At 55.4% G+C, this 19,283-nt stretch carries 20 protein-coding genes and 7 tRNA genes; 13 read left to right on the plus strand and 14 right to left on the minus strand.

Annotation, left to right across the window (positions count from 1 at the left end):
* Positions 1-12 precede the first annotated feature (12 nt).
* Entirely contained in the window at positions 13-1,725 is a 1,713-nt protein-coding gene (locus KBX13_RS01055) for a DEAD/DEAH box helicase (protein WP_070363498.1), read from the plus strand.
* Positions 1,726-1,787: 62 nt separating this feature from the next.
* Here KBX13_RS01055 and KBX13_RS01060 read toward each other — a convergent pair whose 3' ends face one another.
* The gene (locus KBX13_RS01060) at positions 1,788-3,215 is read right to left on the minus strand and encodes an RNA polymerase sigma factor (RefSeq protein WP_252930841.1); all 1,428 of its coding nucleotides are present in this window, start codon (positions 3,213-3,215) and stop codon (positions 1,788-1,790) included.
* Between the two features lie 210 nt (positions 3,216-3,425).
* Entirely contained in the window at positions 3,426-4,208 is a 783-nt protein-coding gene (gene ppgK, locus KBX13_RS01065; RefSeq protein ID WP_070363500.1) for a polyphosphate--glucose phosphotransferase, read from the minus strand.
* Between the two features lie 292 nt (positions 4,209-4,500).
* On the opposite strand from ppgK, the gene KBX13_RS01070 reads away from it, so the two are divergent.
* Positions 4,501-4,794 (plus strand): DUF4193 domain-containing protein, encoded by a 294-nt coding sequence (locus KBX13_RS01070; protein WP_070363501.1) that lies wholly within the window; start codon positions 4,501-4,503, stop codon positions 4,792-4,794.
* Positions 4,795-4,820: 26 nt separating this feature from the next.
* On the opposite strand, the gene KBX13_RS01075 is transcribed toward KBX13_RS01070, so the two are convergent.
* Positions 4,821-5,327: a DUF3093 domain-containing protein gene (locus KBX13_RS01075; RefSeq protein WP_071572569.1), complete on the minus strand. Its 507-nt coding sequence runs from the start codon at positions 5,325-5,327 to the stop codon at positions 4,821-4,823.
* A gap of 85 nt (positions 5,328-5,412) precedes the next feature.
* Here KBX13_RS01075 and dut point away from each other — a divergent pair, with 85 nt between their 5' ends.
* The 4 genes from dut (at position 5,413) to dxs (ending at position 10,095) form a co-directional block, all read left to right on the plus strand.
* A complete protein-coding gene (dut, locus tag KBX13_RS01080) occupies positions 5,413-5,883 on the plus strand; it encodes a dUTP diphosphatase (protein WP_070362355.1) in 471 nt (156 codons plus the stop codon).
* An 84-nt stretch (positions 5,884-5,967) separates the two neighbouring features.
* Positions 5,968-6,831 (plus strand): DUF3710 domain-containing protein, encoded by an 864-nt coding sequence (locus KBX13_RS01085; protein ID WP_070478954.1) that lies wholly within the window; start codon positions 5,968-5,970, stop codon positions 6,829-6,831.
* Complete coding sequence (locus KBX13_RS01090; RefSeq protein WP_256020360.1) at positions 6,831-8,084, plus strand: class I SAM-dependent RNA methyltransferase; 1,254 nt, start codon at positions 6,831-6,833, stop codon at positions 8,082-8,084. The genes KBX13_RS01085 and KBX13_RS01090 overlap by 1 nt, the downstream gene beginning before the upstream one ends.
* Positions 8,085-8,157: 73 nt before the next feature.
* Positions 8,158-10,095: a 1-deoxy-D-xylulose-5-phosphate synthase gene (gene dxs, locus KBX13_RS01095; protein ID WP_256020362.1), complete on the plus strand. Its 1,938-nt coding sequence runs from the start codon at positions 8,158-8,160 to the stop codon at positions 10,093-10,095.
* Positions 10,096-10,107: 12 nt separating this feature from the next.
* Here the strand turns inward: dxs and KBX13_RS01100 are convergent, their stop codons facing one another.
* Both KBX13_RS01100 and KBX13_RS01105 read right to left on the minus strand, forming a co-directional pair.
* Positions 10,108-11,304 (minus strand): HRDC domain-containing protein, encoded by a 1,197-nt coding sequence (locus KBX13_RS01100; protein WP_256020364.1) that lies wholly within the window; start codon positions 11,302-11,304, stop codon positions 10,108-10,110.
* Positions 11,305-11,321: 17 nt separating this feature from the next.
* Positions 11,322-11,897 carry a DUF3000 domain-containing protein gene (locus KBX13_RS01105; protein WP_256020449.1) on the minus strand — a complete coding sequence of 192 codons (576 nt, stop codon included), beginning with the start codon at positions 11,895-11,897 and terminating at the stop codon, positions 11,322-11,324.
* A 189-nt stretch (positions 11,898-12,086) separates the two neighbouring features.
* Here KBX13_RS01105 and hemQ point away from each other — a divergent pair, with 189 nt between their 5' ends.
* On the plus strand, positions 12,087-12,788 hold the full coding sequence (hemQ, locus tag KBX13_RS01110; RefSeq protein WP_070362360.1) for a hydrogen peroxide-dependent heme synthase: 702 nt from the start codon (positions 12,087-12,089) through the stop codon (positions 12,786-12,788).
* Positions 12,789-12,843: 55 nt separating this feature from the next.
* Here hemQ and msrB read toward each other — a convergent pair whose 3' ends face one another.
* From msrB to KBX13_RS01125, 3 genes are read right to left on the minus strand one after another with little or no spacing between them, the layout of a single operon-like run.
* Positions 12,844-13,263: a peptide-methionine (R)-S-oxide reductase MsrB gene (gene msrB / locus KBX13_RS01115; RefSeq protein WP_070976779.1), complete on the minus strand. Its 420-nt coding sequence runs from the start codon at positions 13,261-13,263 to the stop codon at positions 12,844-12,846.
* Complete coding sequence (locus tag KBX13_RS01120) at positions 13,202-14,518, minus strand: glycosyltransferase family 87 protein (protein ID WP_256020365.1); 1,317 nt, start codon at positions 14,516-14,518, stop codon at positions 13,202-13,204. Before KBX13_RS01120 ends, msrB begins: the two co-directional genes overlap by 62 nt.
* Before the next feature lie 23 nt (positions 14,519-14,541).
* Positions 14,542-15,297 (minus strand): pyrimidine reductase family protein, encoded by a 756-nt coding sequence (locus KBX13_RS01125; protein ID WP_256020367.1) that lies wholly within the window; start codon positions 15,295-15,297, stop codon positions 14,542-14,544.
* 50 nt (positions 15,298-15,347) lie between these two features.
* Here KBX13_RS01125 and KBX13_RS01130 point away from each other — a divergent pair, with 50 nt between their 5' ends.
* Genes KBX13_RS01130 through KBX13_RS01145 form a run of 4 tightly spaced genes read left to right on the plus strand, consistent with a single transcriptional unit; the run spans position 15,348 to position 17,612 of the window.
* Positions 15,348-15,923, plus strand: coding sequence for a hypothetical protein (locus KBX13_RS01130; protein ID WP_256020369.1), 576 nt, complete (start codon positions 15,348-15,350; stop codon positions 15,921-15,923).
* Positions 15,914-16,171, plus strand: a complete 258-nt coding sequence (locus KBX13_RS01135; RefSeq protein ID WP_256020370.1) for a hypothetical protein — start codon at positions 15,914-15,916, stop codon at positions 16,169-16,171. The genes KBX13_RS01130 and KBX13_RS01135 overlap by 10 nt, the downstream gene beginning before the upstream one ends.
* Entirely contained in the window at positions 16,172-16,648 is a 477-nt protein-coding gene (locus KBX13_RS01140) for a DUF2157 domain-containing protein (protein WP_256020372.1), read from the plus strand.
* The gene (locus KBX13_RS01145) at positions 16,638-17,612 is read left to right on the plus strand and encodes an asparagine synthase C-terminal domain-containing protein (RefSeq protein ID WP_256020374.1); all 975 of its coding nucleotides are present in this window, start codon (positions 16,638-16,640) and stop codon (positions 17,610-17,612) included. Before KBX13_RS01140 ends, KBX13_RS01145 begins: the two co-directional genes overlap by 11 nt.
* A 109-nt stretch (positions 17,613-17,721) precedes the next feature.
* On the opposite strand, the gene KBX13_RS01150 is transcribed toward KBX13_RS01145, so the two are convergent.
* From KBX13_RS01150 to KBX13_RS01175, 6 genes are all read right to left on the minus strand, one after another.
* Positions 17,722-17,797 (minus strand) — tRNA-Gly (locus tag KBX13_RS01150).
* 32 nt (positions 17,798-17,829) lie between these two features.
* Positions 17,830-17,901: transfer RNA gene (locus KBX13_RS01155), tRNA-Val, on the minus strand.
* A gap of 5 nt (positions 17,902-17,906) precedes the next feature.
* Positions 17,907-17,980, minus strand: a tRNA-Cys gene (locus KBX13_RS01160).
* A 29-nt stretch (positions 17,981-18,009) separates the two neighbouring features.
* Positions 18,010-18,085, minus strand: a tRNA-Gly gene (locus KBX13_RS01165).
* Positions 18,086-18,117: 32 nt separating this feature from the next.
* Positions 18,118-18,189, minus strand: a tRNA-Val gene (locus KBX13_RS01170).
* Between the two features lie 18 nt (positions 18,190-18,207).
* A tRNA-Gly gene (locus tag KBX13_RS01175) sits at positions 18,208-18,283 on the minus strand.
* A 211-nt stretch (positions 18,284-18,494) separates the two neighbouring features.
* Here KBX13_RS01175 and KBX13_RS01180 point away from each other — a divergent pair.
* Together KBX13_RS01180 and KBX13_RS01185 are read left to right on the plus strand one after the other, a co-directional pair.
* Positions 18,495-18,566: transfer RNA gene (locus KBX13_RS01180), tRNA-Val, on the plus strand.
* 132 nt (positions 18,567-18,698) lie between these two features.
* Entirely contained in the window at positions 18,699-19,271 is a 573-nt protein-coding gene (locus KBX13_RS01185; protein WP_070362364.1) for a copper resistance CopC family protein, read from the plus strand.
* Positions 19,272-19,283 lie beyond the last annotated feature (12 nt).

Genomic DNA, 19,283 nt, shown 5'->3' on the forward strand with positions numbered 1-19,283 from the left:
CTCGATTCGTTTATGCGCACCAAACCTCGAGACTTTCTCGCTGTAGCAACTCCTGGTGCGGGTAAGACGACGTTTGCACTGACACTAGCCAGCAAACTGCACGCATCGAAGGCAGTGCAGCGCATCATCGTCGTCGTACCAACAGAACACCTAAAACACCAGTGGTCCCAATCAGCAGCGAGGTTCGGCCTTTCGCTAGACCCAAACTTCACAAACTCATCTGCGGTAAACCCTGCCTATGACGGCATTGTCGTGACGTATGCGCAAATCGGTATGCACCCGTTCAAGCATCATGCGGTGGCCACTGCGAAGCGCAGTTTGGTGATTCTTGATGAGATTCACCATGCTGGTGACGCCAAAAGTTGGGGGGATGGAGTCTACGAGGCTTACAACGATGTCGAACACCGCTTAGCGTTGACAGGTACGCCGTTTCGCTCTGATGATTCCCAGATTCCGTTCGTCCGATACGTCGAAGACGGCGATGGGCACCTCGTTTCACAAGCGGACTACACCTATGGGTACTCCCACGCCTTGGCCGATGGCGTCGTCCGCCCAGTTGTATTCCTGGCATATTCCGGCGAGGCACAGTGGAAAGACTCCGCCGGGGAAGAGTATTCCGCAAGGCTTGGTGAGCCACTGAATGCCGAGCAGACCGCGCGTGCCTGGAAAACTGCCCTAGATCCGAAAGGGGACTGGATCAAGGCAGTCCTCCAGGCGGCACATACAAGGCTGAAAAAACTTCGTACGAATATGCCGGATGCCGGAGGCCTCGTCATCGCTACGAACAAGACGACAGCACGCGCCTACGCCAAGATCCTCTCCAGCATTTCGAGCACGCCCGTTACGGTCGTGCTCTCAGACGAAGCCGGGGCATCCGACCGCATCGACGAATTCTCCGCGTCCACCGACGAATGGATGGTCGCAGTCAGAATGGTCTCCGAGGGAGTCGACGTTCCTCGCCTCGCTGTCGGCGTATATGCAACATCAGCATCGACACCACTGTTTTTCGCGCAGGCAATCGGACGATTCGTGCGCTCACGCATGCCAGGCGAATCCGCCTCCGTTTTTCTCCCGTCGGTCCCGGTTCTGCTCCGCCTCGCGGAAGAAATGGAGGTGTCACGCGACCACGTTTTGGGCAAACCACACCGAGAATCAGGGTGGTCCGACGAACTACTAGCCCAAGCAAACCAAGTTCAAAACGAACCAGACGACAACCCTTCGTACGAAGCCATCGGCGCATCAGCCGAGCTAGACTCTTTAATTTTCGACGGCTCCACCTACGGCACACCCACCGTCGCAGGATCCGCAGAGGAACAAGACTTCCTAGGCCTTCCAGGGCTGCTTGACGAAGAACAGGTCAAGACTCTGCTCCGCAAACGCCAAAGCGACCAACTAGATGCCCGAGAAGCAGAAGAAAAAGCGCGAAAGGCTGCCGAGCGCCAAGCACGCGAGCGTGCTGAAGTACTAGGAGAGCACTTGGCTCCCACTCAGCCGTCCAAGCAAACCTCTGCGCCGGGTAGCAGTGAGGAGGCATCAGTGGCGGCTGATGAGATTCCCCAGTTGAGAAAGGAACTCAACGCTCGCGTTTCAATCGTCGCTGGAAAGACGGGTCGCCCGCATGGTGCGATCCATACGGAAGCGCGTAAAGCGTGTGGTGGTCCACCGACCGCGCTGTGCAATGCGGAACAGCTGCGGGCGCGTATTGCGTACTTACGAGATTGGTAATACACGAAACCGGTAGGAGAGTGGACCTCCTACCGGTTATTGCTTACTACGTAGAAACGCATTTAATCGAGGTAATCGCGCAGCACCTGTGAACGCGACGGGTGGCGAAGCTTCGACATCGTCTTGGACTCGATCTGCCGGATGCGTTCGCGTGTCACACCGTACACCTGGCCGATTTCATCTAGCGTGCGAGGCATGCCATCGGTCAAGCCGAAGCGGAGCCGCACTACGCCGGCCTCACGCTCGGAAAGTGTGTGGAGGACATCCTGAAGTTGGTCCTGAAGAAGCGTAAAGGAAACAGCATCGACTGCGACAACGGCCTCGGAGTCTTCGATGAAATCACCGAGTTGACTATCGCCTTCATCGCCGATCGTCTGATCCAACGAGATCGGCTCACGGGCGTACTGCTGGATCTCCAACACCTTCTCTTCGGTGATGTCCATCTCTTTTGCGAGTTCAAGCGGTGTAGGTTCGCGCCCAAGATCTTGTAGAAGCTCACGCTGGATACGGCCAAGCTTGTTGATGACCTCGACCATGTGCACCGGGATGCGAATGGTTCGAGCCTGGTCTGCCATGGCACGTGTAATTGCCTGGCGGATCCACCACGTTGCATAGGTGGAAAACTTGTAGCCCTTGGAATAGTCGAACTTTTCAACTGCACGGATGAGACCGAGGTTGCCCTCCTGGATGAGGTCCAAGAAGGCCATACCGCGACCGGTGTAGCGCTTTGCCAGCGAAACCACGAGTCGAAGGTTAGCTTCGAGCAGATGGTTCTTCGCCTTGCGACCGTCTCGGGCGACGGCGCGGAAGTCGCGCTTAACCGCAGGGGTAAGGCGTGCTTCCTTGTCTCCCTCCTCAGCTGCACGGGCCATCTCGTCGAGTCGGTGTTGCGCGTAGAGACCAGCTTCAATGCGCTTCGCGAGAGAAACCTCCTGCTCAGCATCGAGCAGAGCAACCTTACCTATTTGCTTCAAATACGCACGGACAGAGTCCGCAGATGCGGTGAGCTGAGCGTCCTTGCGGGCTTGGCGAAGTGCAGCAGATTCCTCGATATCCCAGACAGAAGATCCGTCGTCTTCCTCGTCTTCTTTTTCCTCGTCGTCATCACCAAGATGCTCGTCAAATTCTTCGTCATCTTCTTCAGCCGTCAGCGGGTCGAAGTCCTGCTCCTGGTCAGAATCGTCGAGCGATTCGTCCGCTTCTTCCAGCGCGGAGTCGTCGCTGGTGACCTCATCAGTTGCGGGTGAAGCAGTCTTCTTTGCGGCGGTTTTCTTTACCGTCTTCTTCGCTTTCTTAGCTACCTTTGACGCCTTTTTCGCGGTTTTGCGTGCTGTTTTCTTTGCAGTCTTCTTGGCGGTCTTTTTGGCAGCCTTTTTGGCGGTTTTCTTGGCTGCTTTCTTGGCGGTCGTTGTGCCGTCGGTTACGCCGCCGGAAGTGCTCTCTGCCGCATCGTTGACGGAGTTTTTGCCTGAAGCTTCGCTGGCTACCACGTACGCCCTTTCGCCTTTGTGAACTGATTGATGCTTTTGCGGACACCGAGACTTCTTCCAACAATGGATGGAAAGGAAGTCACTCTGGTGAAAGCAGACCAGCAAACGCCGGTCTGCCTTCCTAGCGTACGCAAACTGTGCTGATTTTTCAGAACGCCTATCTTAACAGCATTGTCAAGCTGCTTTGTGTTAGACGCCGAGTCTCGCTAGTTACGGTGCGAGGTGCTCATTGGCCGCCATCGCTGCTCCGACAATGCCTGCTCGGTTGCGAAGAGTGGCCACGACGACAGGAGTGTCGACAGTCAATAGAGGGACCCATTTGTCAGATTTCCGCGAGATGCCACCACCGACGACGAAACACTCTGGATTAAACAGTCGCGCGTATTCGTGCAGCACCTTATCAACTCGCTTCGCCCACTTCTTGAAGCTCAGGTCTTCCCTCTGCTTTACAGCTGAGGAGGCGACGTGCTCTGCTTCCTTCCTATTGACGATTAAATGGCCAATTTCTGTGTTAGGGAAGAGGTGCCCATTAACCAGGAACGCTGAACCAATACCAGTGCCAAACGTGAGGAATATGACAGAACCGTTTCGGGCTCGTTCATTGCCAAAGGCAACTTCAGCAAGCCCCGCGGCGTCGGCGTCGTTTAATACAGTGACAGAGCGCTCAGGGAGATGCTGCTCAAAGAGCTCATGCACATCGGTGTCGATCCACGACGGGTCGATGTTAGCTGCGCTCTTTGCAATCTGATGCTGAATCACCGACGGCAGCGTTACTCCCACAGGGCCGTCCCATTCGTGGAGACGGACGATCTCTGCGACTGTTGATGCAACAGCTTCAGGTGTAGCTGGCTGAGGAGTTGCGATCTTGATCCTGTCGCCGACGAATTCTCCGGTTTTGAGGTTGACGATGGCGCCCTTGATTCCAGAACCGCCGACATCGACGCCCATACCATAGTGCTCTTGGGCACCATCAATTCCACTTGTTGTAGTCATAACATTGAGCATACAAAAGGTGTGCTCATTGCGCATGTAGGAAAATATTTAGGAGCGCGGTACCTAGAACGAGCGGGTTGACGTCGCTGTACTTTAATTAGCTATAAAGCCTTTGATGTGTAGGGAACCCGTGGGTATTGGCCTGCTGACCTTGTAATATGACATATAGCTTTGTGTGCTTTATTATTCGGCTCCAAACCAATAAAAAGGCTGAGGCTCATCTATAGGAAGCGTATCTCCTCAACGGGCCTAGGCATTGCTGAACTTGACTACTCCTGGAGGCACCACCACCATGGCGACCGATTACGATGCACCGCGTAAGCGCGCAGAAGACGAGCTTGAGACTGACTCCCTCGAGGGCTTGAAGGCTGCGGAGGTTGCGGGCAGCAGCATGGATGATGACGGTGAAATCGTTGAACCGTTTGAACCGCCACTTCAAGATCTGTCCGGTGAGGAACTGAACGTTGAGGTAAAGCCTCGCCAAGATAACGAATTCACTTGTGCGTCTTGCTATTTGGTTCAGAAAAAGAATCGGCTGGCTTACGAAACCGAAGACGGCCAGAAGATTTGCCTCGACTGCGAGTAGTAGCGAGCAACGCAGTCGTGCGATCCCTAGGCGGTCCGCTGCTCAGGCAAAAACATTCCGAGGATTTTCTCCGGTTCTTTCGCAGCAATTAGCCAGTAGGGGGTTGGGTCCTGAGGATCGTCCAAGACAAGCAGAATATGTTCTTTCACCCAACCATGCGATACCAAGAAAGCAGCTGGGTCTAATTGTCGTCCGAGAGCATTTCGCTTCGCCGATGCAGGGACAACCATAGATCTGCTGACAACGGTGTTGGGTAAGTTGGCGTCGTCAACGACGAGCCAACGAGTGCCGTCGCTGTCTTGCTCGACCGCAATTGTAGTTTTCGAAAGCCATGTCAAGAACCAAAAAACTAAACTTCCGATAACGAGCACGGGGATAATAAACCACCAAAAATTGCGGTTGAGCGTAAGTTGTGCCCCGATGAGCAGCGTTAATGCTGCACCGATGATCCACCAGTACCAAGGCACCCATTGACGCTCCGTATATAAGACTTTGGAACCACTGGATGCCGGTGCGTTTTGGTTGCTATTCATACCCTCATCAACTCGTCAATTCGATGTACTCCCGAATACGTTACCCAATAACACTAGGCGAAATTATCTTAAGAATGCACACGCAATGGAATCCCGTAAGGTGTATGAAGTGACCTCTCTTGAACCAATTTCAGTAAAACGTCTTGATCCAGACATGCCTCTTCCTAAACGAGCGCATGAAGGTGACGCCGGGGCGGACCTTTACTCCTCGGAAACACGGACATTGGCTCCCGGCGAACGGGCACTCATCGGTACCGGAATTGCTGTCGCGTTGCCCATGGGAACTGTCGGGCTCATTCATCCTCGTTCGGGACTCGCTGCCAAACACGGGATTTCTATTGTGAACACGCCAGGCACCATTGATGCCCAGTATCGAGGGGAGTTGAAGATTTGCCTTCTTAATACCGACCGTGAATGTTCGTTTACAGTTGAACGAGGAATGCGGATTGCTCAACTAGTGGTGCAAAAAGTCGAGTTGGTTGACTTCGTCGAAGTTTCCGAGCTTGACGATACCCAGCGTGGTGCCCAAGGATACGGATCAACGGGGCTCGCCTGAGGCCACATTGGGCCCGTACTAGAGTAATTCTCACCCGAAGAAACTTTTTTGAAATACACAACTTCACTCGAAAGGTGATCACCCATGGCATGGTGGCCATTTGGTAAAAAGAAGAAAGACCAGCAGAAGGAAGACGCTGCCCCAGCTCAGACGGAGGCAGAGACCAACGACGATCTAGAGGTCACAGCACCAAAGTCTCAGGACACGGGGATTGCAGCGGATACTGATCCATCCCAGACTCCATCAGCCACTGGTACTCTTGCCGATTATGATCCAATCAGTGGATCTACCGGTCCGTTCGACGGCGACAACGTCGACATTGAGGAGTTCGATTTTTCTGACTTCTCCCAGGTGAACCTCAACCTCGGATCAATGCAGATTCCGCTGCCAAAGGATTCGCAGGTGCAGGTTGAAATGGGCGAGAACGGCCCGAAGATGGTGCACATCGTTACCAGGTACGGTCGCATCACTCCGGTTGCTTTCGCTGCACCGCGTAACGGCGGCCTGTGGGCCGAATCGGCAGAAGAAATTGCCGAGGGCATGAAGAACGAGGACATGCCTGTCGAGTTTGAAGAGGGCCCCTGGGGAACCGAAATCGTTGGTACTGGCGCTAACGGCGTGATCCGCATCATCGGTGTTGAGGCGCCTCGATGGCTGTACCGTGTCACGTTGGCCGCTCCGGCGGGAATGGAAGAACAGCTTGCTGAGCTCGGGCGGGAAGTCGTAGCACGCAGCTTTGTTTACCGCGGTCCGGACCCAATTTTGGCGGGTAACTCTTTGCCAGTCGTCCTGCCTGCGCAGTTGGCTCGGCAGGTGCAGCAGGCTGTACAGGAGCGGGCTGCGCAGGAGTCGCAGCAGCAGAGCCCACAGGCTGGAAACCCGAACGCCCTGAGTGACGCGCTGAAACAGATCATCGCACAAAACAACGAAGCGAATAAGAATAATTAATGAGTGCCCAACCATCGCTGACACCAGGCGACAGCATTCAAGTCACATTCCACGCCTTTGCTCACGGCGGTGAGGCTATTGCCCTTGCCAATGACGGACGAGTTGTCTTCGTGCAAGGCGCTCTACCTGGAGAAACAGCGACCGTCAAACTGCTGAAAGTGAAAAAGCGGTGGGCTCGCGGTGAACTGCTCGAGATACAACAAACTTCACCAGATCGAGTGAAGGTAGGATGTCCTGCTGCTGCGGCAGGTGCGGGCTGCTGCGACTTTGCGCATATGAGTGAATCTCTGCAGCGGGCCGCCAAAACAGAGGTACTTGTTGGACAGCTTGAAAAAATGGCACGTCCATCTGGTGTGCCTGATGGCATTGATCTCACCGCCATTTCGGTTCAGGCTTTAGCGCCTACGACCGGATGGCGGACGCGTATCCGACTCGGCACTGATGCGCAGGGGCGTGCCGGTTTCAGGAAAGCACGTTCCAATGACGTCGTCGCCGAGCGTTGTACTCAGGCGATGCCGGAACTGTTTGACGGGATTGTTGGCGATGGGGCACGACGATTTACTCCTGGGTCTGAGATAGTCGTCGTCATCGATTCTCTCGGGAACCGGCATGTCGTTGAAACGAGCAAAGTCCAACGCGGACGGCGCGTGGAACGAATAGACCGTACGGTTGAAGGCTCCGGCAACATCGTAGAAATGGTCGGAAACGATAGGTTTGAGTTTCCGGCGACTGCGTTTTGGCAGGCGCACCGTAGTGCACCGTCGGCATATGCAGATCTGGTGCGTGAGTGGTCCCTTGCGGGGAGGCCTTATCAGAACAATTCCGGTTGGGACCTCTATGGCGGAGTAGGGCTCTTTGTTCCATCCATGTCCGCGGCACTCGGTGGTGGTCCGGTTGCAACCGTCGACTATTCGAAGTCCGCGATGGCGCATTCTCAGCCTGCACTTGCAAGCCTCGACGTCAACAAAGTCAACTCCCGGGTAGAAACAGGAATTCGATCCTTGCCCCCCGCGGGCCTGGTTGTGCTCGACCCTCCTCGAACTGGTGCTGGAGACAAAGTGATTCATGATATCGCAGCGGCGAGTCCGCAGCGAGTGATTCACATTGGGTGCGATCCGGCAACATTTGCTAGAGATTTAGCAAGTTGGGGAGCATGCGGATATCACGTAACTGAGATAAAAGTCATCGATGCATTTCCAGGAACGCATCACTTTGAAACGCTTGCATGCCTGGAGCCTCTGCGTCCTCATTAGGAATGGGGCGTGCGCCCCGCAAGGTGTAAACTAGCGTCAACTATTGCTTGTTCTAAAGGAGAAGTAGAGGACCGTGGGACTGATAGGTAAACTCAATTCGCCAGCGGATTTGAAGTCGTTGGCGCCTGGGGAATTATCAGATCTCGCTGATGAAGTACGCCAGTTTTTAATTGAGAAGGTGTCAGCAACGGGAGGTCACCTGGGGCCGAACCTCGGCGTTGTCGAGTTGACAATTGCACTGCATTACGTATTCGACTCGCCAACGGAACCGGTCGTTTTTGATACCTCTCACCAGTCGTACGTGCATAAAATTCTGACCGGGCGTGCTGGTCAGTTTGATTCCTTGCGTCAGAAAGACGGTCTTTCTGGCTATACCTCGCGCTCGGAGTCGGAACATGATTGGACTGAGTCATCGCACGCGAGTGCTTCGCTTTCAATTGCAGATGGCTTAGCGAAAGCCAAGTACATTCAGGGCAAGGGCGACGAAAATGTTGTCGTCGTCGTCGGTGACGGTGCACTGACAGGTGGGATGTGCTGGGAAGCGCTGAACAACATTGCAGCCGCAGAACGCAACGTAGTCATAGTCGTAAATGACAATGGTCGCTCGTATTCGCCAACTATTGGTGGTTTTGCGAACAACCTGACTCGCCTTCGTGATCAGCTCGCAGCTTTGCGCATGAAACCCGGCTACGACGACGTAATGGAATCCGGTAAGAAGACCCTCAAGTCGATGGGTTGGGTCGGAGAACGGACGTTTGAAGCGCTTCATGCGCTGAAAGAAGGAGTGAAGGCCCAGGTTATCCCAACAGAGATGTTCCCGGAGCTGGGGATGAAGTACGTTGGGCCAGTAGAAGGTCACGACCTCACGGCGTTGCTAAGCGCTTTCGAGTACGCGAAGACCTACGAGGGGCCCTTGATTGTGCATGTTGTGACTGAGAAAGGCCACGGCTTCGCCCCCGCAGTTAACAACATCGCCGACCAAATGCACTCCACTGATGCGATTGACCCTGTTACAGGAGAAACTCTGAAGAAGTCCAAGCCAGGGTGGACATCAATTTTCACCGAGGAACTTCTCGACGCCGCTAGGACTCGACGTGACATTGTCGCAATCACGGCCGCTATGGCTGGGCCGACAGGCCTTGCACCGTTCGCAGAGGAATTTCCTGATAGATTTTTTGATGTCGGTATTGCGGAGCAGCATGCGATTGCCTCTGCCAGCGGGCTTGCTCTCGGGGGACTGCACCCCGTTGTCGCGGTCTACTCCACATTTTTGAACCGAGCTTTTGATCAGCTCCTGATGGACGCAGCACTTATCAAGCAGCCGTTGACTGTAGTGCTCGATAGAGCGGGAGTCACTGGTACGGACGGCGCAAGCCACAACGGCGTGTGGGATATGGCGCTGACGTCAATCGTCCCAAATATTCGTGTCGCGGCGCCTCGGGATCCGCAGCAGCTAAGGGAACTGTTTAGGGAAGCTTTGACTGTTAAGGACGGGCCAACTGTTGTCCGGTTCCCTAAGGGGAGCGTCGGGGAGGACCTAGCAGCTATTAAGCGGCTGCCAGGTGGCGTCGATATTCTTCGAGAACCATCATCGACTGCGCAGAATGATGAAAGCGACCAGACAGTTGATGTGTTGATTGTTGCAGTGGGAGTTTTTGCGGATTCGGCACTACGGGTCGCTGAACGATTGGAATCGGACAATGTTCGAGTTACCCTGGTAGATCCCCGTTGGGTTGTGCCTGTTTCCCCTGATATTCTCGATCTTGCGGTTGAGTCCGATCTTGTCGTGGTGTATGAAGACGGGATCGTACATGGAGGCGTTGGTTCAGCAATTGCAGAAGCGTTGTCCTACGCTGAAATCGACACACCGCTGCGGCATATTGCATTTCCTCAGGTGTTCCCAGAGCACGCTTCCCGGGAACAGATCTTTGAAGAATTCGGTATGGACGAGTCAGCTGCGACGAAAAAGATTCGCGAGTGGGTACGCGGCCTTGAGGACCGCGATCAATAAGGCACTCGCTGCCTAGCGGCGAGGTTCCGGCTGTTCCGCCACGAAAATAGGTGCTAGGAAGTCTATTTGCCATTCGCGCAGTCCCATCTGCTTGAGCAGGGGACGGGTGTATTCCATTGGCCAATCTAGACGTTCGTGGAAGGCGGTCCATATGGTCCGTTCGAGGACCTTGTTCGTCAAAATCAGCTCTTTGCGGATCTTAAGAGTCTCGGCGATTTCGGTGACCCGATTGTTTATGTTTTGTCGCGTACGTAGCGCCACTTTGTTGTGCCTTGTCCACTCCCAAATGCTTTTCCTAGTAGGTAAGCGAAGTTGTTCCCTCAGTGCGGTTTCAAATGGGGATAACAGCGCATCATGGATTGTCTCGAGCCAGAAGTATGGATAGGTGGTGAGCGCATGGGTTGCACCGTCAAACGCCAGCAATTCGTCAACGGTCGTTGGGCGGGACTGAGCCAGTGGTACCAGCATCTTGTTCGGAAGTACTAATCCCGGAGCTATGTCTTGGTCGTAGGCAAAACAATCGCGAGCATCCCAAAGCCACTTCGTCAAAGTGAGCTCGAGATCCGACAATTTGTCCGAAACCTGGGGTATATCGAGCCAAGAATGTTTCTTTACCCCCGGGTTTGAACGCGTAGCTACCAAATGAGCAAATTCTTGATTCGCGTATTCAAGTTTGCCTTGCATATCGAGGAGGTGTACTAAGGCCTGTTCAAGGTGGGGCAGGTAAATAACGTCCTGCGCTGCGTACTCGAGCATTGAGTCGGTCAGTGGTGTCTGTGACCAATCGGCATCGCCGTGCTGCTTGGGAAGTGAGACTTGGCAAAACTCCTTTACCAACACGCCAAGTTTGGTTGCTGGGTAGCCTGCAAATCGTGCTGCAAGTTCGGTATCGAAAATAGTGGACGGACGTAATCCTAATTGCGCGAGACACGGTAGATCCTCTCTCGCCGCGTGTATTACCCACTCCTGATCATTGCAGACTGGTGCAAAGTACTGTTCGAACTCGTCTCGATAGTGCTCAGGGGCAATGAGGAACGTTCCCGCGTCTTTGCGGTAGATCTGTACGAGGAATGCTCGGTCATCGTAGCGGTACGCGCCGGCTCGTTCGGTATCGATACAAAAAGGACCAAGTCCTTCGGCTAATCGATCAGCTACCTCGGCAAACTGCGATGGATGATCGACAAAGGTGTAGGACAAATTCACTTCCATGCGTACACATACTAATGCTACGAAATGGTTCGCACACCTTCGGGTGGCAGACCCGCCACTAAGCTGAGGACATTTGCAAACGCTGCCACATGTGATGACAGATCAATTCCTTCAGCTGTCCAAGATGCGCGCATCTCCAATTGGTACGCCCGCGGAGGGCCGCCAATCTCCCCGTAGCGGACGGAAGCTGTGGAGGTTACCGTACCTCCAAGGTTGGTAAACCCGGCCCCATTGCCATCGAGCGACTCGTTAAGCCACTGCCATGCTACATCGGGGAGAAGTGGATCCGCCGCGACAGCATCGTCCATATCTGCCTGGATATAGGCGACTAGTCGCATTGAACCCTCCCAGGCGTCTTCGGCGTCGGGGGAATGAAGCAGGATGAGGCGACCGAACGCGTCACCTTGGTCTGGCTTGGTCTGGATAACCTCAAGCCCAACGGCGTGGCTAAACGGTGCAGGCCGCTGAGGAGGCCGAATGGTACCGATGGAGATTTCTGGGCGCACTTGAGCCTTATGCATCGATTCGACCGCTGCGGTGAACTCCGCAGGAGTCGACGCGCTCTCGCTTGGGGAGGTGGTATCCGAGTTCATCACGCCAACCAAGCTAATGAGGATGCGGCTTTGAGGGGGCGAGGCGCGCCGTATATTGGTTGGCAAGATTCAGCGTTTGCAGCGAAGTGTACACTGAACTAGTACTTTCGTTTGATGTATGTTTTTATAGCGACGGTTGGTCGCCTTGGCATCCAACGTGTTTCCGTGAATCTCAGAAGGAGAGTTTAAATGGCGAAGCTTGACTACGAAAAGCTGAACGCAACCCAGCGCTACCTGCAGTACGCGGTATTTCGTGCGATCCCAGGTGCACTTGGTACCGAGCGCGACGAAGTTATCGCAGAAGCGGAAAAGTTCTTTGAGCAGCTCAAAGAGGAAGGGAAAGTTGTCGTACGTGGTATCTATGACAACACTGGTATTCGGGCTGACGCGGACTTCATGATCTGGTGGCATGCGGAGGAATTCGAGTACATCCAGGATGCACTCGCGCGATTCCGCCGTGACACCGCGTTCGGTCAGCTGTTGGAGGTTTCGTGGCTCGGTAATGGAATTCACCGCCCTGCGGAGTTCAACAAGTCGCATCTTCCGAGCTTCATCATGGGGGAGGATCCGAAGGACTGGATTACGGTGTACCCATTCGTTCGTTCATACGACTGGTACGTAATGGAGCCTGAGAAGCGTCGCAAGATCCTAATGGAGCATGGCATGGCAGCACGCGACTATGCAGACGTTCGTGCCAACACCGTCGAGGCCTTTGTCCTTGGCGACTATGAGTGGATGCTTTCGTTCGAGGCGGACACGCTGGAGCGTATTGAGTCACTTATGAAGACGATGCGCTACACAGAAGCGCGCCTTCACGTCCGAGAAGAAATCCCGTTCCAAACCGGGCGCCGCGTTGCAAGCATTGCTGACGTCATAAAGGTTCTGCCGTAGCTGGCATTGCGAAATCAAAAACTCCCTCAGCGCATCTCGGCGCTGGGGGAGTTCTTTAATCGTCCTTTCTTGGGGCATCAAACTTCAGAGAAATTGAATTGATGCAGTATCTCTGATCGGTTGGTGTGTTGAAACCCTCACCCTCGAATACATGCCCCAGGTGGGAATGGCATTGAGCGCAAAGCACCTCAGTTCTTACCATCCCGAGAGAGTAATCGGCTCGCTTGATGACGGCGGCTTCGCTATCAGGAGCGTAGAACGCTGGCCACCCGCAGTGGGCGTCGAACTTCGTTGTAGAGCGGAACAACTCTGCGCCGCATGCGCGGCACACGTAGATGCCTTCTTCGAAATGGTCGGTGTACTCACCAACTCCAGGTGCTTCGGTGCCGGCTTGCCGAAGTACACGGAATTCCTCAGGGGCGAGGTGAGCTTTCCACTCTGCTTCCGTCATCTGCTGAAAACGATTCTCTGTCATGAGGGTCTCTGTCGCCTTTCTTTGTTGTGAACACTGTTGTGAGTACCCAGGTGGCCGTCGATACGATGAACACAGCCCAACCCAATGTGGGGAGGAATGTAGTAATCCAGTTCCCGATGAGAGGGTTTCGAAGTGTCGTCCATTGTAACGGTGCAAGGCAGAAAAATAGTCCGATCCAGGGGCCGCTGGTGTGCATTGGGCTTCGTGCTGAAAGAACAGTGAAAGCCGCCGGGAAGAGCATCATCGAGTAGTAAGCCTGGCCGAGGGACGAGAGCAAACATACACCCGCGAGTAAAACCGTGGAGCTAAACGTGAGCCATAGGAGCTCGTCTGACCAGCGCCAGCGGGCAAGCCCCAGGACCGCTATAGCGACAGTGATGCCGAAAAAGACGAATAGTGCGTCGTAGAACTGCGTCGGAAAGCCAAAGTAAGTCGTGAAGCCGGCAAGCGATGAATTGGCATAGTCGCGGGTGATCTTTAGATAGGGGACGACGACATCGATGTAATCGCGGGCGCCCGGTGTCATTGGCCATGCGACAACGTTGAAGAGCACGGGAACTAGGACACTCGGTACGACGCAACGCCAGCGGAGTTGCATGAGTGGCAACACCACCAAGGGGGCAAACATCGGCTTGACCAGTATGGCGAGGCCTAGGCAGACGCCGGCTAACACAAAGCGCCTGTGAGTATAGCTATAGAGGAATACGGTAAAGAGGAGCAGCAATACACCATTGATGTTCGAAAAGACGAGTGTGTTCACAACTGACTCGGTGCAGAAACTGAGCACGATGCTGATAGGTAGCAGCGGGTGGCTCAGCGGTTTTCCACTGAGCTTCGTGAGGATTCCAAGTGCCGCAAGAATGGCGGCGGTGTTTACTAAAACAAAGAGTGGACGGATCAGCGAGGCGTCGTCAAACAGGCCCAAAGGTGAGAGCAGTAGCGTAGCTCCAGGATTGTAAAGATAGTGCGGATCGACGTGGTGATACACCTCGTTGTAGACGGGGACGCGCTCGACAAAGCGACGGGTGGCAGCCCACACGGTGGTGAAGTCGTCGGTCTGGGAGCCGTGCCTTGCAAGAACGGCAACGCGGTGGATGATGAGCAGAAGTGCCAGTGGCCAGGCAGCTGCGTTAGCGGCGGTTTGTAGCGTGCGCGTTGCCGCTGTGGTGTGCGAGCCATTCTGTGGGGCAGGAGCGGTCCAGATGTTGTTCAGGCGCTGCGCCCAGGCGGGGGGAGTGTCTTGTGCGTACGTCACTCGCATAACAGTACCGAATGCAGTTACCCCTCGTGGGAAGCAGCAGTGCCCCACAGGCGGTAGCGCACGAACATCGTCGAGTCCTCGCTCACCCGCACGTCTTCGAGCTCGAGCGGGGTGACATAGTCTCCACCTCCGCCGAAGAGGGGCTTTTCTACCTTGCCTTGCAACGTAGGGTCGATGGTCAGGTGCAAAATGTCACCGAGCCCAGCAGTCAGGAGCATGTCGTAGAGTCCAGGTCCGCCCTCGCAAACGATGCGGTTAAAGCCCTGGGCGTGCAGGGCATCGATAATTGAGCGTGCAGTGCCATCGCCAGTGGACAGAATGCGGCCGCCCGCGTGCAGGAGTGCTTCTCGACGCTCGGCGAGCTCCGGATCGTCGACGTGGTGCTCCGGAGCGAGGAAAAGCGGAGGCACCTCCGTGTCGTAAAACAACTGTGTGTCCACGTCAAACTCGAAGCTTTCGGTGATGATCGCAAGCGGTGGGACCTCCGCCTGCCCGCGGGACCGACGTTCGGCCTTGTCCTCGTCGGTGCACTTGACTCCGAAGTAGTTTTCCGCCCGCGCGGTGCCTCCACCGACTAAGACAGCGTCGGACCACACACGCAGCAGGTTGAGCAGCGCGGCATCGATGGCGTTGCCAAGGGAGCGGGAGGTGCCATCGAGAGAGGCCGCGCCGGAAAGTGTCATGACCGCAAGCAGACGCAGTTCCGGGACTGAAGCGGGCAGCACAGTGCCCAGCAATTCAGCTGGTTCGAAAGTGCGGCTCGCGTCTATCATGGCGTCAAGCGTACACATCTGACTGCCAGGATTTTAAAAGGAGACAGCACGTGCTCGATCGTTTTCCGCTCGTGGAAGAGGCGCAGCGGGTATGGATAGGTGGCGAGAACCCTGACCGGCTCTTCGCAGCGCTCTTTGACCCAGACGTGGCAGATGCCGATTGGAAACAGCAGGTCTGCGTACTTGCAGACGCGGTGTTCGGTGAGACCGTCTACCGTGAAATCGATGCGTTTGAAGCGATGTTCAACGCCGTGACCGACGCAACATGGAAGGCACGTGAGCGCTGCCTCGGTGAGCACAACGAGGAATGGCTTCGGCTGTTGCCGGAATGGGCAAGGCAGTCTCGCACTGCAGAGTTCGCGCTCATCCTTATCGAGCTGCAACTCCATCGCTTCAACTTCGACCACGATGGCATCCGGCGCGTACTCGATATGGCGAACGATGCGCCCCTGCGCTTCCACAACCTGTCGGTGACCGTCAACCTCCGCTCAACCAGGTTTTTCTCACCTTCGCCAGGCTGCTCTCGGGTCGTAGGATTGACCCGCAGCACGTCTTCGACGCCGTGGGAGCCCCACCCAGCGACGGGAACGAGCATGCCGTTTCTCAGCTGGAACAAGTGCCACTGAAGCTCAAACATCTCATGCTCCACGGGTTGTGGCTCTACCCAGACACCGAGTATGGGGAGCAAATACTCGCCTTCTCTGAGGCAATCTTGCGCTATCACTCGCCAAACGACTACATCGCGCACTACCGGCGTGCCGAGGGATACCGCCGCATGGCAGCCATCGAAGCAGCACCACGCTCCGACGTGTTCTCGGGACACACGGTTCGTTCCCGGGACGACTTTTACGCCGAGGCACTTCACTCTGTGTAGATGGCCATTAAGAACCTACCCGCGGATGCCACAGCGCTGCACGGGGAGTTCGTCTCCTACCGGATGATGATTGCCACCGAACGGCAGGTACAAAACTCCATTCAAGGACGTGTAGATGCAGAGCTTGCGCACGTCGACGCCGAAGTAGAGCGGATGTCGGAGAGGATTGAAGCAGAGTCACGCAACAGTCTCTTACGGAGCATAGAGATTCTGTCTGTCTTCCTCGCTGTCATTGGGGTGCTGTCTTTCAACATCTCGCTCGCAGGGCTAGAACAGATTGGCACCTTTGAACGCTTCGGCCTGATCCTTACCGCCGGGGTCATCCTGGGCGCATTCTCCTGGATGGTGCACGTGGCGGTCTACCGCCATACGCACGCCGAACCGGTGGTGATGAAAACGCGACGGAAACAAATACGAGAGCTGCAGCAGCGAATTGCAGCGCTTGAGGAAAGGACGAAAATTGGCTGTGACGGATAAAGGCTGCGAATACGTCGCCGACGAGCGCAGCATCGAGCCAGGTACATACGAGATCACCGAATATGCGCCAGCTAAACACGCTGTCGTCGACTACCTGCGTGCACGCCTCACAGCGGTGCTCGGGCGCTGGCCGGGGCGCCCCACTCTCATGCTCTCCGGCGGCGTCGACTCGATCCTCATCGCCGCGGTGCTCGCCCAACTGCGTACCGACGTCCTCGCGGTGACGTTCAGCCAAGACTCCTCGCAAGAGGCAGCGGAGGAGACCAAGGTGGCGAGTGAGGTGGCCCGCGCACTCGGCTTCGAGCATCACGTCGTCGCCCCACGCGGGGAAGCGCTGGAGACGCTGCTCAAGGAAACCATCGAGCGCCTCGACACCGTGGAACCTTGGGAAGTGCTCTCTGGGGCCATTTTGGTAGCCATCGACACGTACAGGCAGGAGTGTCATGCCGACGGCGCACTCATCACAGGGGCAGGTGCGGACGCACTGTTTCTCGGCGGAAAAACCATCGATACAGCAGCCAACAATTACCTCCAACTGTGGGATGACCAGGTACGCCGAGGGATCAAGGCAAACTTCACCAGGCAACGTTTCATCCCGGACTTCTACGAGCGCCTCATCACAGACCCCGAGCGCCACATTCAGGTTTGGCAGACACACGAGGCAGTCGATCTCGCACTGCGCATCCACCCACGAGTCATCCGTGGGGCGGACATCGCACATGACAAGGCGCTCTTCCGTCGCATCGCTGCAGACATGGGAATCAGTCCGGAACTCGTGCAGACCACGAAAAACCCGATGCAAGTCTCATCAGGAGGCGTAGACGCCATTGTCACGCTCGTACGGGAACAGCTGACGCGCCGGGCGGGGGAGAAGACGTACTCCGACCCGATGAGGGAACCGTTGGAGTTTACGGTGGCTCGCATGTTCCTCGAACAGCTGAAAACCCAGGCGCGCGGTGAGTAGGAGGGCCCACGGCCCTAGATATATGTGGGCCAAGGCACACTGAAACCGCGGCGTCCAACCGATATGAGAAAACTCACGCCCTCGCGAATCCCGAGGGCGTGAGCCTATGTGGAGCGGATGACGAGACTCGAACTCGCGACCCTCACCTTGGCAAGGTGATGCGCTACCAACTGCGCTACATCCGCATGCACATTTTGAAAAGAGCTGTGCGGCTCTGTGCGCGATACTGGGATCGAACCAGTGACCCCTACCGTGTCGAGGTAGTGCTCTACCGCTGAGCTAATCGCGCGAGGTTGGAGGTGGATACGGGAATCGAACCCGTGTACACGGTTTTGCAGACCGTTGCCTAACCACTCGACCAATCCACCGTGAGTACCTCCGAAGTACTGAAAGTACTTGGAGCGGATGACGAGACTCGAACTCGCGACCCTCACCTTGGCAAGGTGATGCGCTACCAACTGCGCTACATCCGCATGCACATTTTGAAAAGAGCTGTGCGGCTCTGTGCGCGATACTGGGATCGAACCAGTGACCCCTACCGTGTCGAGGTAGTGCTCTACCGCTGAGCTAATCGCGCAGAGTGTCTAAAGACACTTGGAGCGGATGACGAGACTCGAACTCGCGACCCTCACCTTGGCAAGGTGATGCGCTACCAACTGCGCTACATCCGCATGCTCTCCGGAAGCGGAACCTCCGTTGTGCGTGAACAAACATTATCTGTTGGCTCTAAGTTTTCCAAATCGCCAGCACAGGGCCGGTCTTGGCAGGTGTGTACGATGGTGAGGCGCTGGGTTGGCAGGGAAATTGCTGTTACTCGGTGAAAGTGTTGCTGTACTGCGGATTCGTTGAAGGAGTGGAGGGGGTGTAAAGTAGTTCGCGTTCGGTCCTATGGCTCAGTGGAAGAGCGTTCCGTTCACACCGGAAAGGTCGCTGGTTCGATCCCAGCTAGGACCACTGAATGCCCGCCTTGCGGGCATTTTCGCTTTCTATGGTCCGGCACTGGGCATGCTGGGGAACTAATCCGCCATTCGTTACGACTAATGTTGTACTGGTTTAAAGTCAGTTCATTTTGTAGGAGGGATCCGAATGTCCAAAGCAGGACAAAGGGTACAGCGAACGGCATGGGCTATATTGAGTGCCGTATGTGTAGCTTCTGCGTTGGCCGGATCAGCGGAGGCACATGATGCCGTTATTGGGGGAGATCCATCAAACGGGTCCGTGGTAGCCGAGTTTCCGAAAGAGCTGTCGTTGGAGTTCTCGGGTCAACCCCAGGAAGGCTTCAACACGTTCGCGCTGTCGCGGGTATCGGACAACGAGATCCTCTTTACTGGAGAGCCAGTGCTCGACGGACGATTTGTGTCCCTTGAACTTCCAGAGAAAGTTCGCGAATCTGGTGACAAAGTGCCAGGAGAGTACCGGATCGGATTTCAGATTGTCTCTTCAGATGGGCACGCCACTAAAGGGATGACAACGTTTACATATGCGCCGGAAGGTTCACAAGTTGTCGATGAAACTATGGAAGATTCCGTGCCAACCGGAGAAGTGAGCGGTTCTTCATCCAGTTCCTTTAGCTGGCTTTTTGTCGGCGGACTAATCCTGCTTCTTTTCGGTGCTGTAACGGCACTTTTACTGCGTCGCGGCTCCTTGAGCAAAGATTGAGCCAGTACATAC

The organism is Corynebacterium sp. CCUG 51687, assembly GCF_024453995.1.
GTDB classification, from domain to species: domain Bacteria; phylum Actinomycetota; class Actinomycetes; order Mycobacteriales; family Mycobacteriaceae; genus Corynebacterium; species Corynebacterium pseudogenitalium.

Bases quoted from the DNA above. Each gene is read 5' to 3' on its own strand.
- KBX13_RS01070 (WP_070363501.1), top strand. From the start codon at position 4,501: ATGGCGACCGATTACGATGCACCGCGTAAGCGCGCAGAAGACGAGCTT.
- KBX13_RS01100 (WP_256020364.1), bottom strand. From the start codon at position 11,304: ATGGAAGTGAATTTGTCCTACACCTTTGTCGATCATCCATCGCAGTTT.
- msrB (WP_070976779.1), bottom strand. From the start codon at position 13,263: ATGACAGAGAATCGTTTTCAGCAGATGACGGAAGCAGAGTGGAAAGCT.
- hemQ (WP_070362360.1), top strand. From the start codon at position 12,087: ATGGCGAAGCTTGACTACGAAAAGCTGAACGCAACCCAGCGCTACCTG.
- KBX13_RS01140 (WP_256020372.1), top strand. From the start codon at position 16,172: ATGGCCATTAAGAACCTACCCGCGGATGCCACAGCGCTGCACGGGGAG.
- KBX13_RS01185 (WP_070362364.1), top strand. From the start codon at position 18,699: ATGTCCAAAGCAGGACAAAGGGTACAGCGAACGGCATGGGCTATATTG.
- KBX13_RS01090 (WP_256020360.1), top strand. From the start codon at position 6,831: ATGAGTGCCCAACCATCGCTGACACCAGGCGACAGCATTCAAGTCACA.
- dut (WP_070362355.1), top strand. From the start codon at position 5,413: ATGGAATCCCGTAAGGTGTATGAAGTGACCTCTCTTGAACCAATTTCA.
- KBX13_RS01125 (WP_256020367.1), bottom strand. From the start codon at position 15,297: ATGATAGACGCGAGCCGCACTTTCGAACCAGCTGAATTGCTGGGCACT.
- ppgK (WP_070363500.1), bottom strand. From the start codon at position 4,208: ATGACTACAACAAGTGGAATTGATGGTGCCCAAGAGCACTATGGTATG.
- KBX13_RS01085 (WP_070478954.1), top strand. From the start codon at position 5,968: ATGGCATGGTGGCCATTTGGTAAAAAGAAGAAAGACCAGCAGAAGGAA.
- KBX13_RS01105 (WP_256020449.1), bottom strand. From the start codon at position 11,897: ATGAACTCGGATACCACCTCCCCAAGCGAGAGCGCGTCGACTCCTGCG.
- KBX13_RS01075 (WP_071572569.1), bottom strand. From the start codon at position 5,327: ATGAATAGCAACCAAAACGCACCGGCATCCAGTGGTTCCAAAGTCTTA.
- KBX13_RS01055 (WP_070363498.1), top strand. From the start codon at position 13: ATGCGCACCAAACCTCGAGACTTTCTCGCTGTAGCAACTCCTGGTGCG.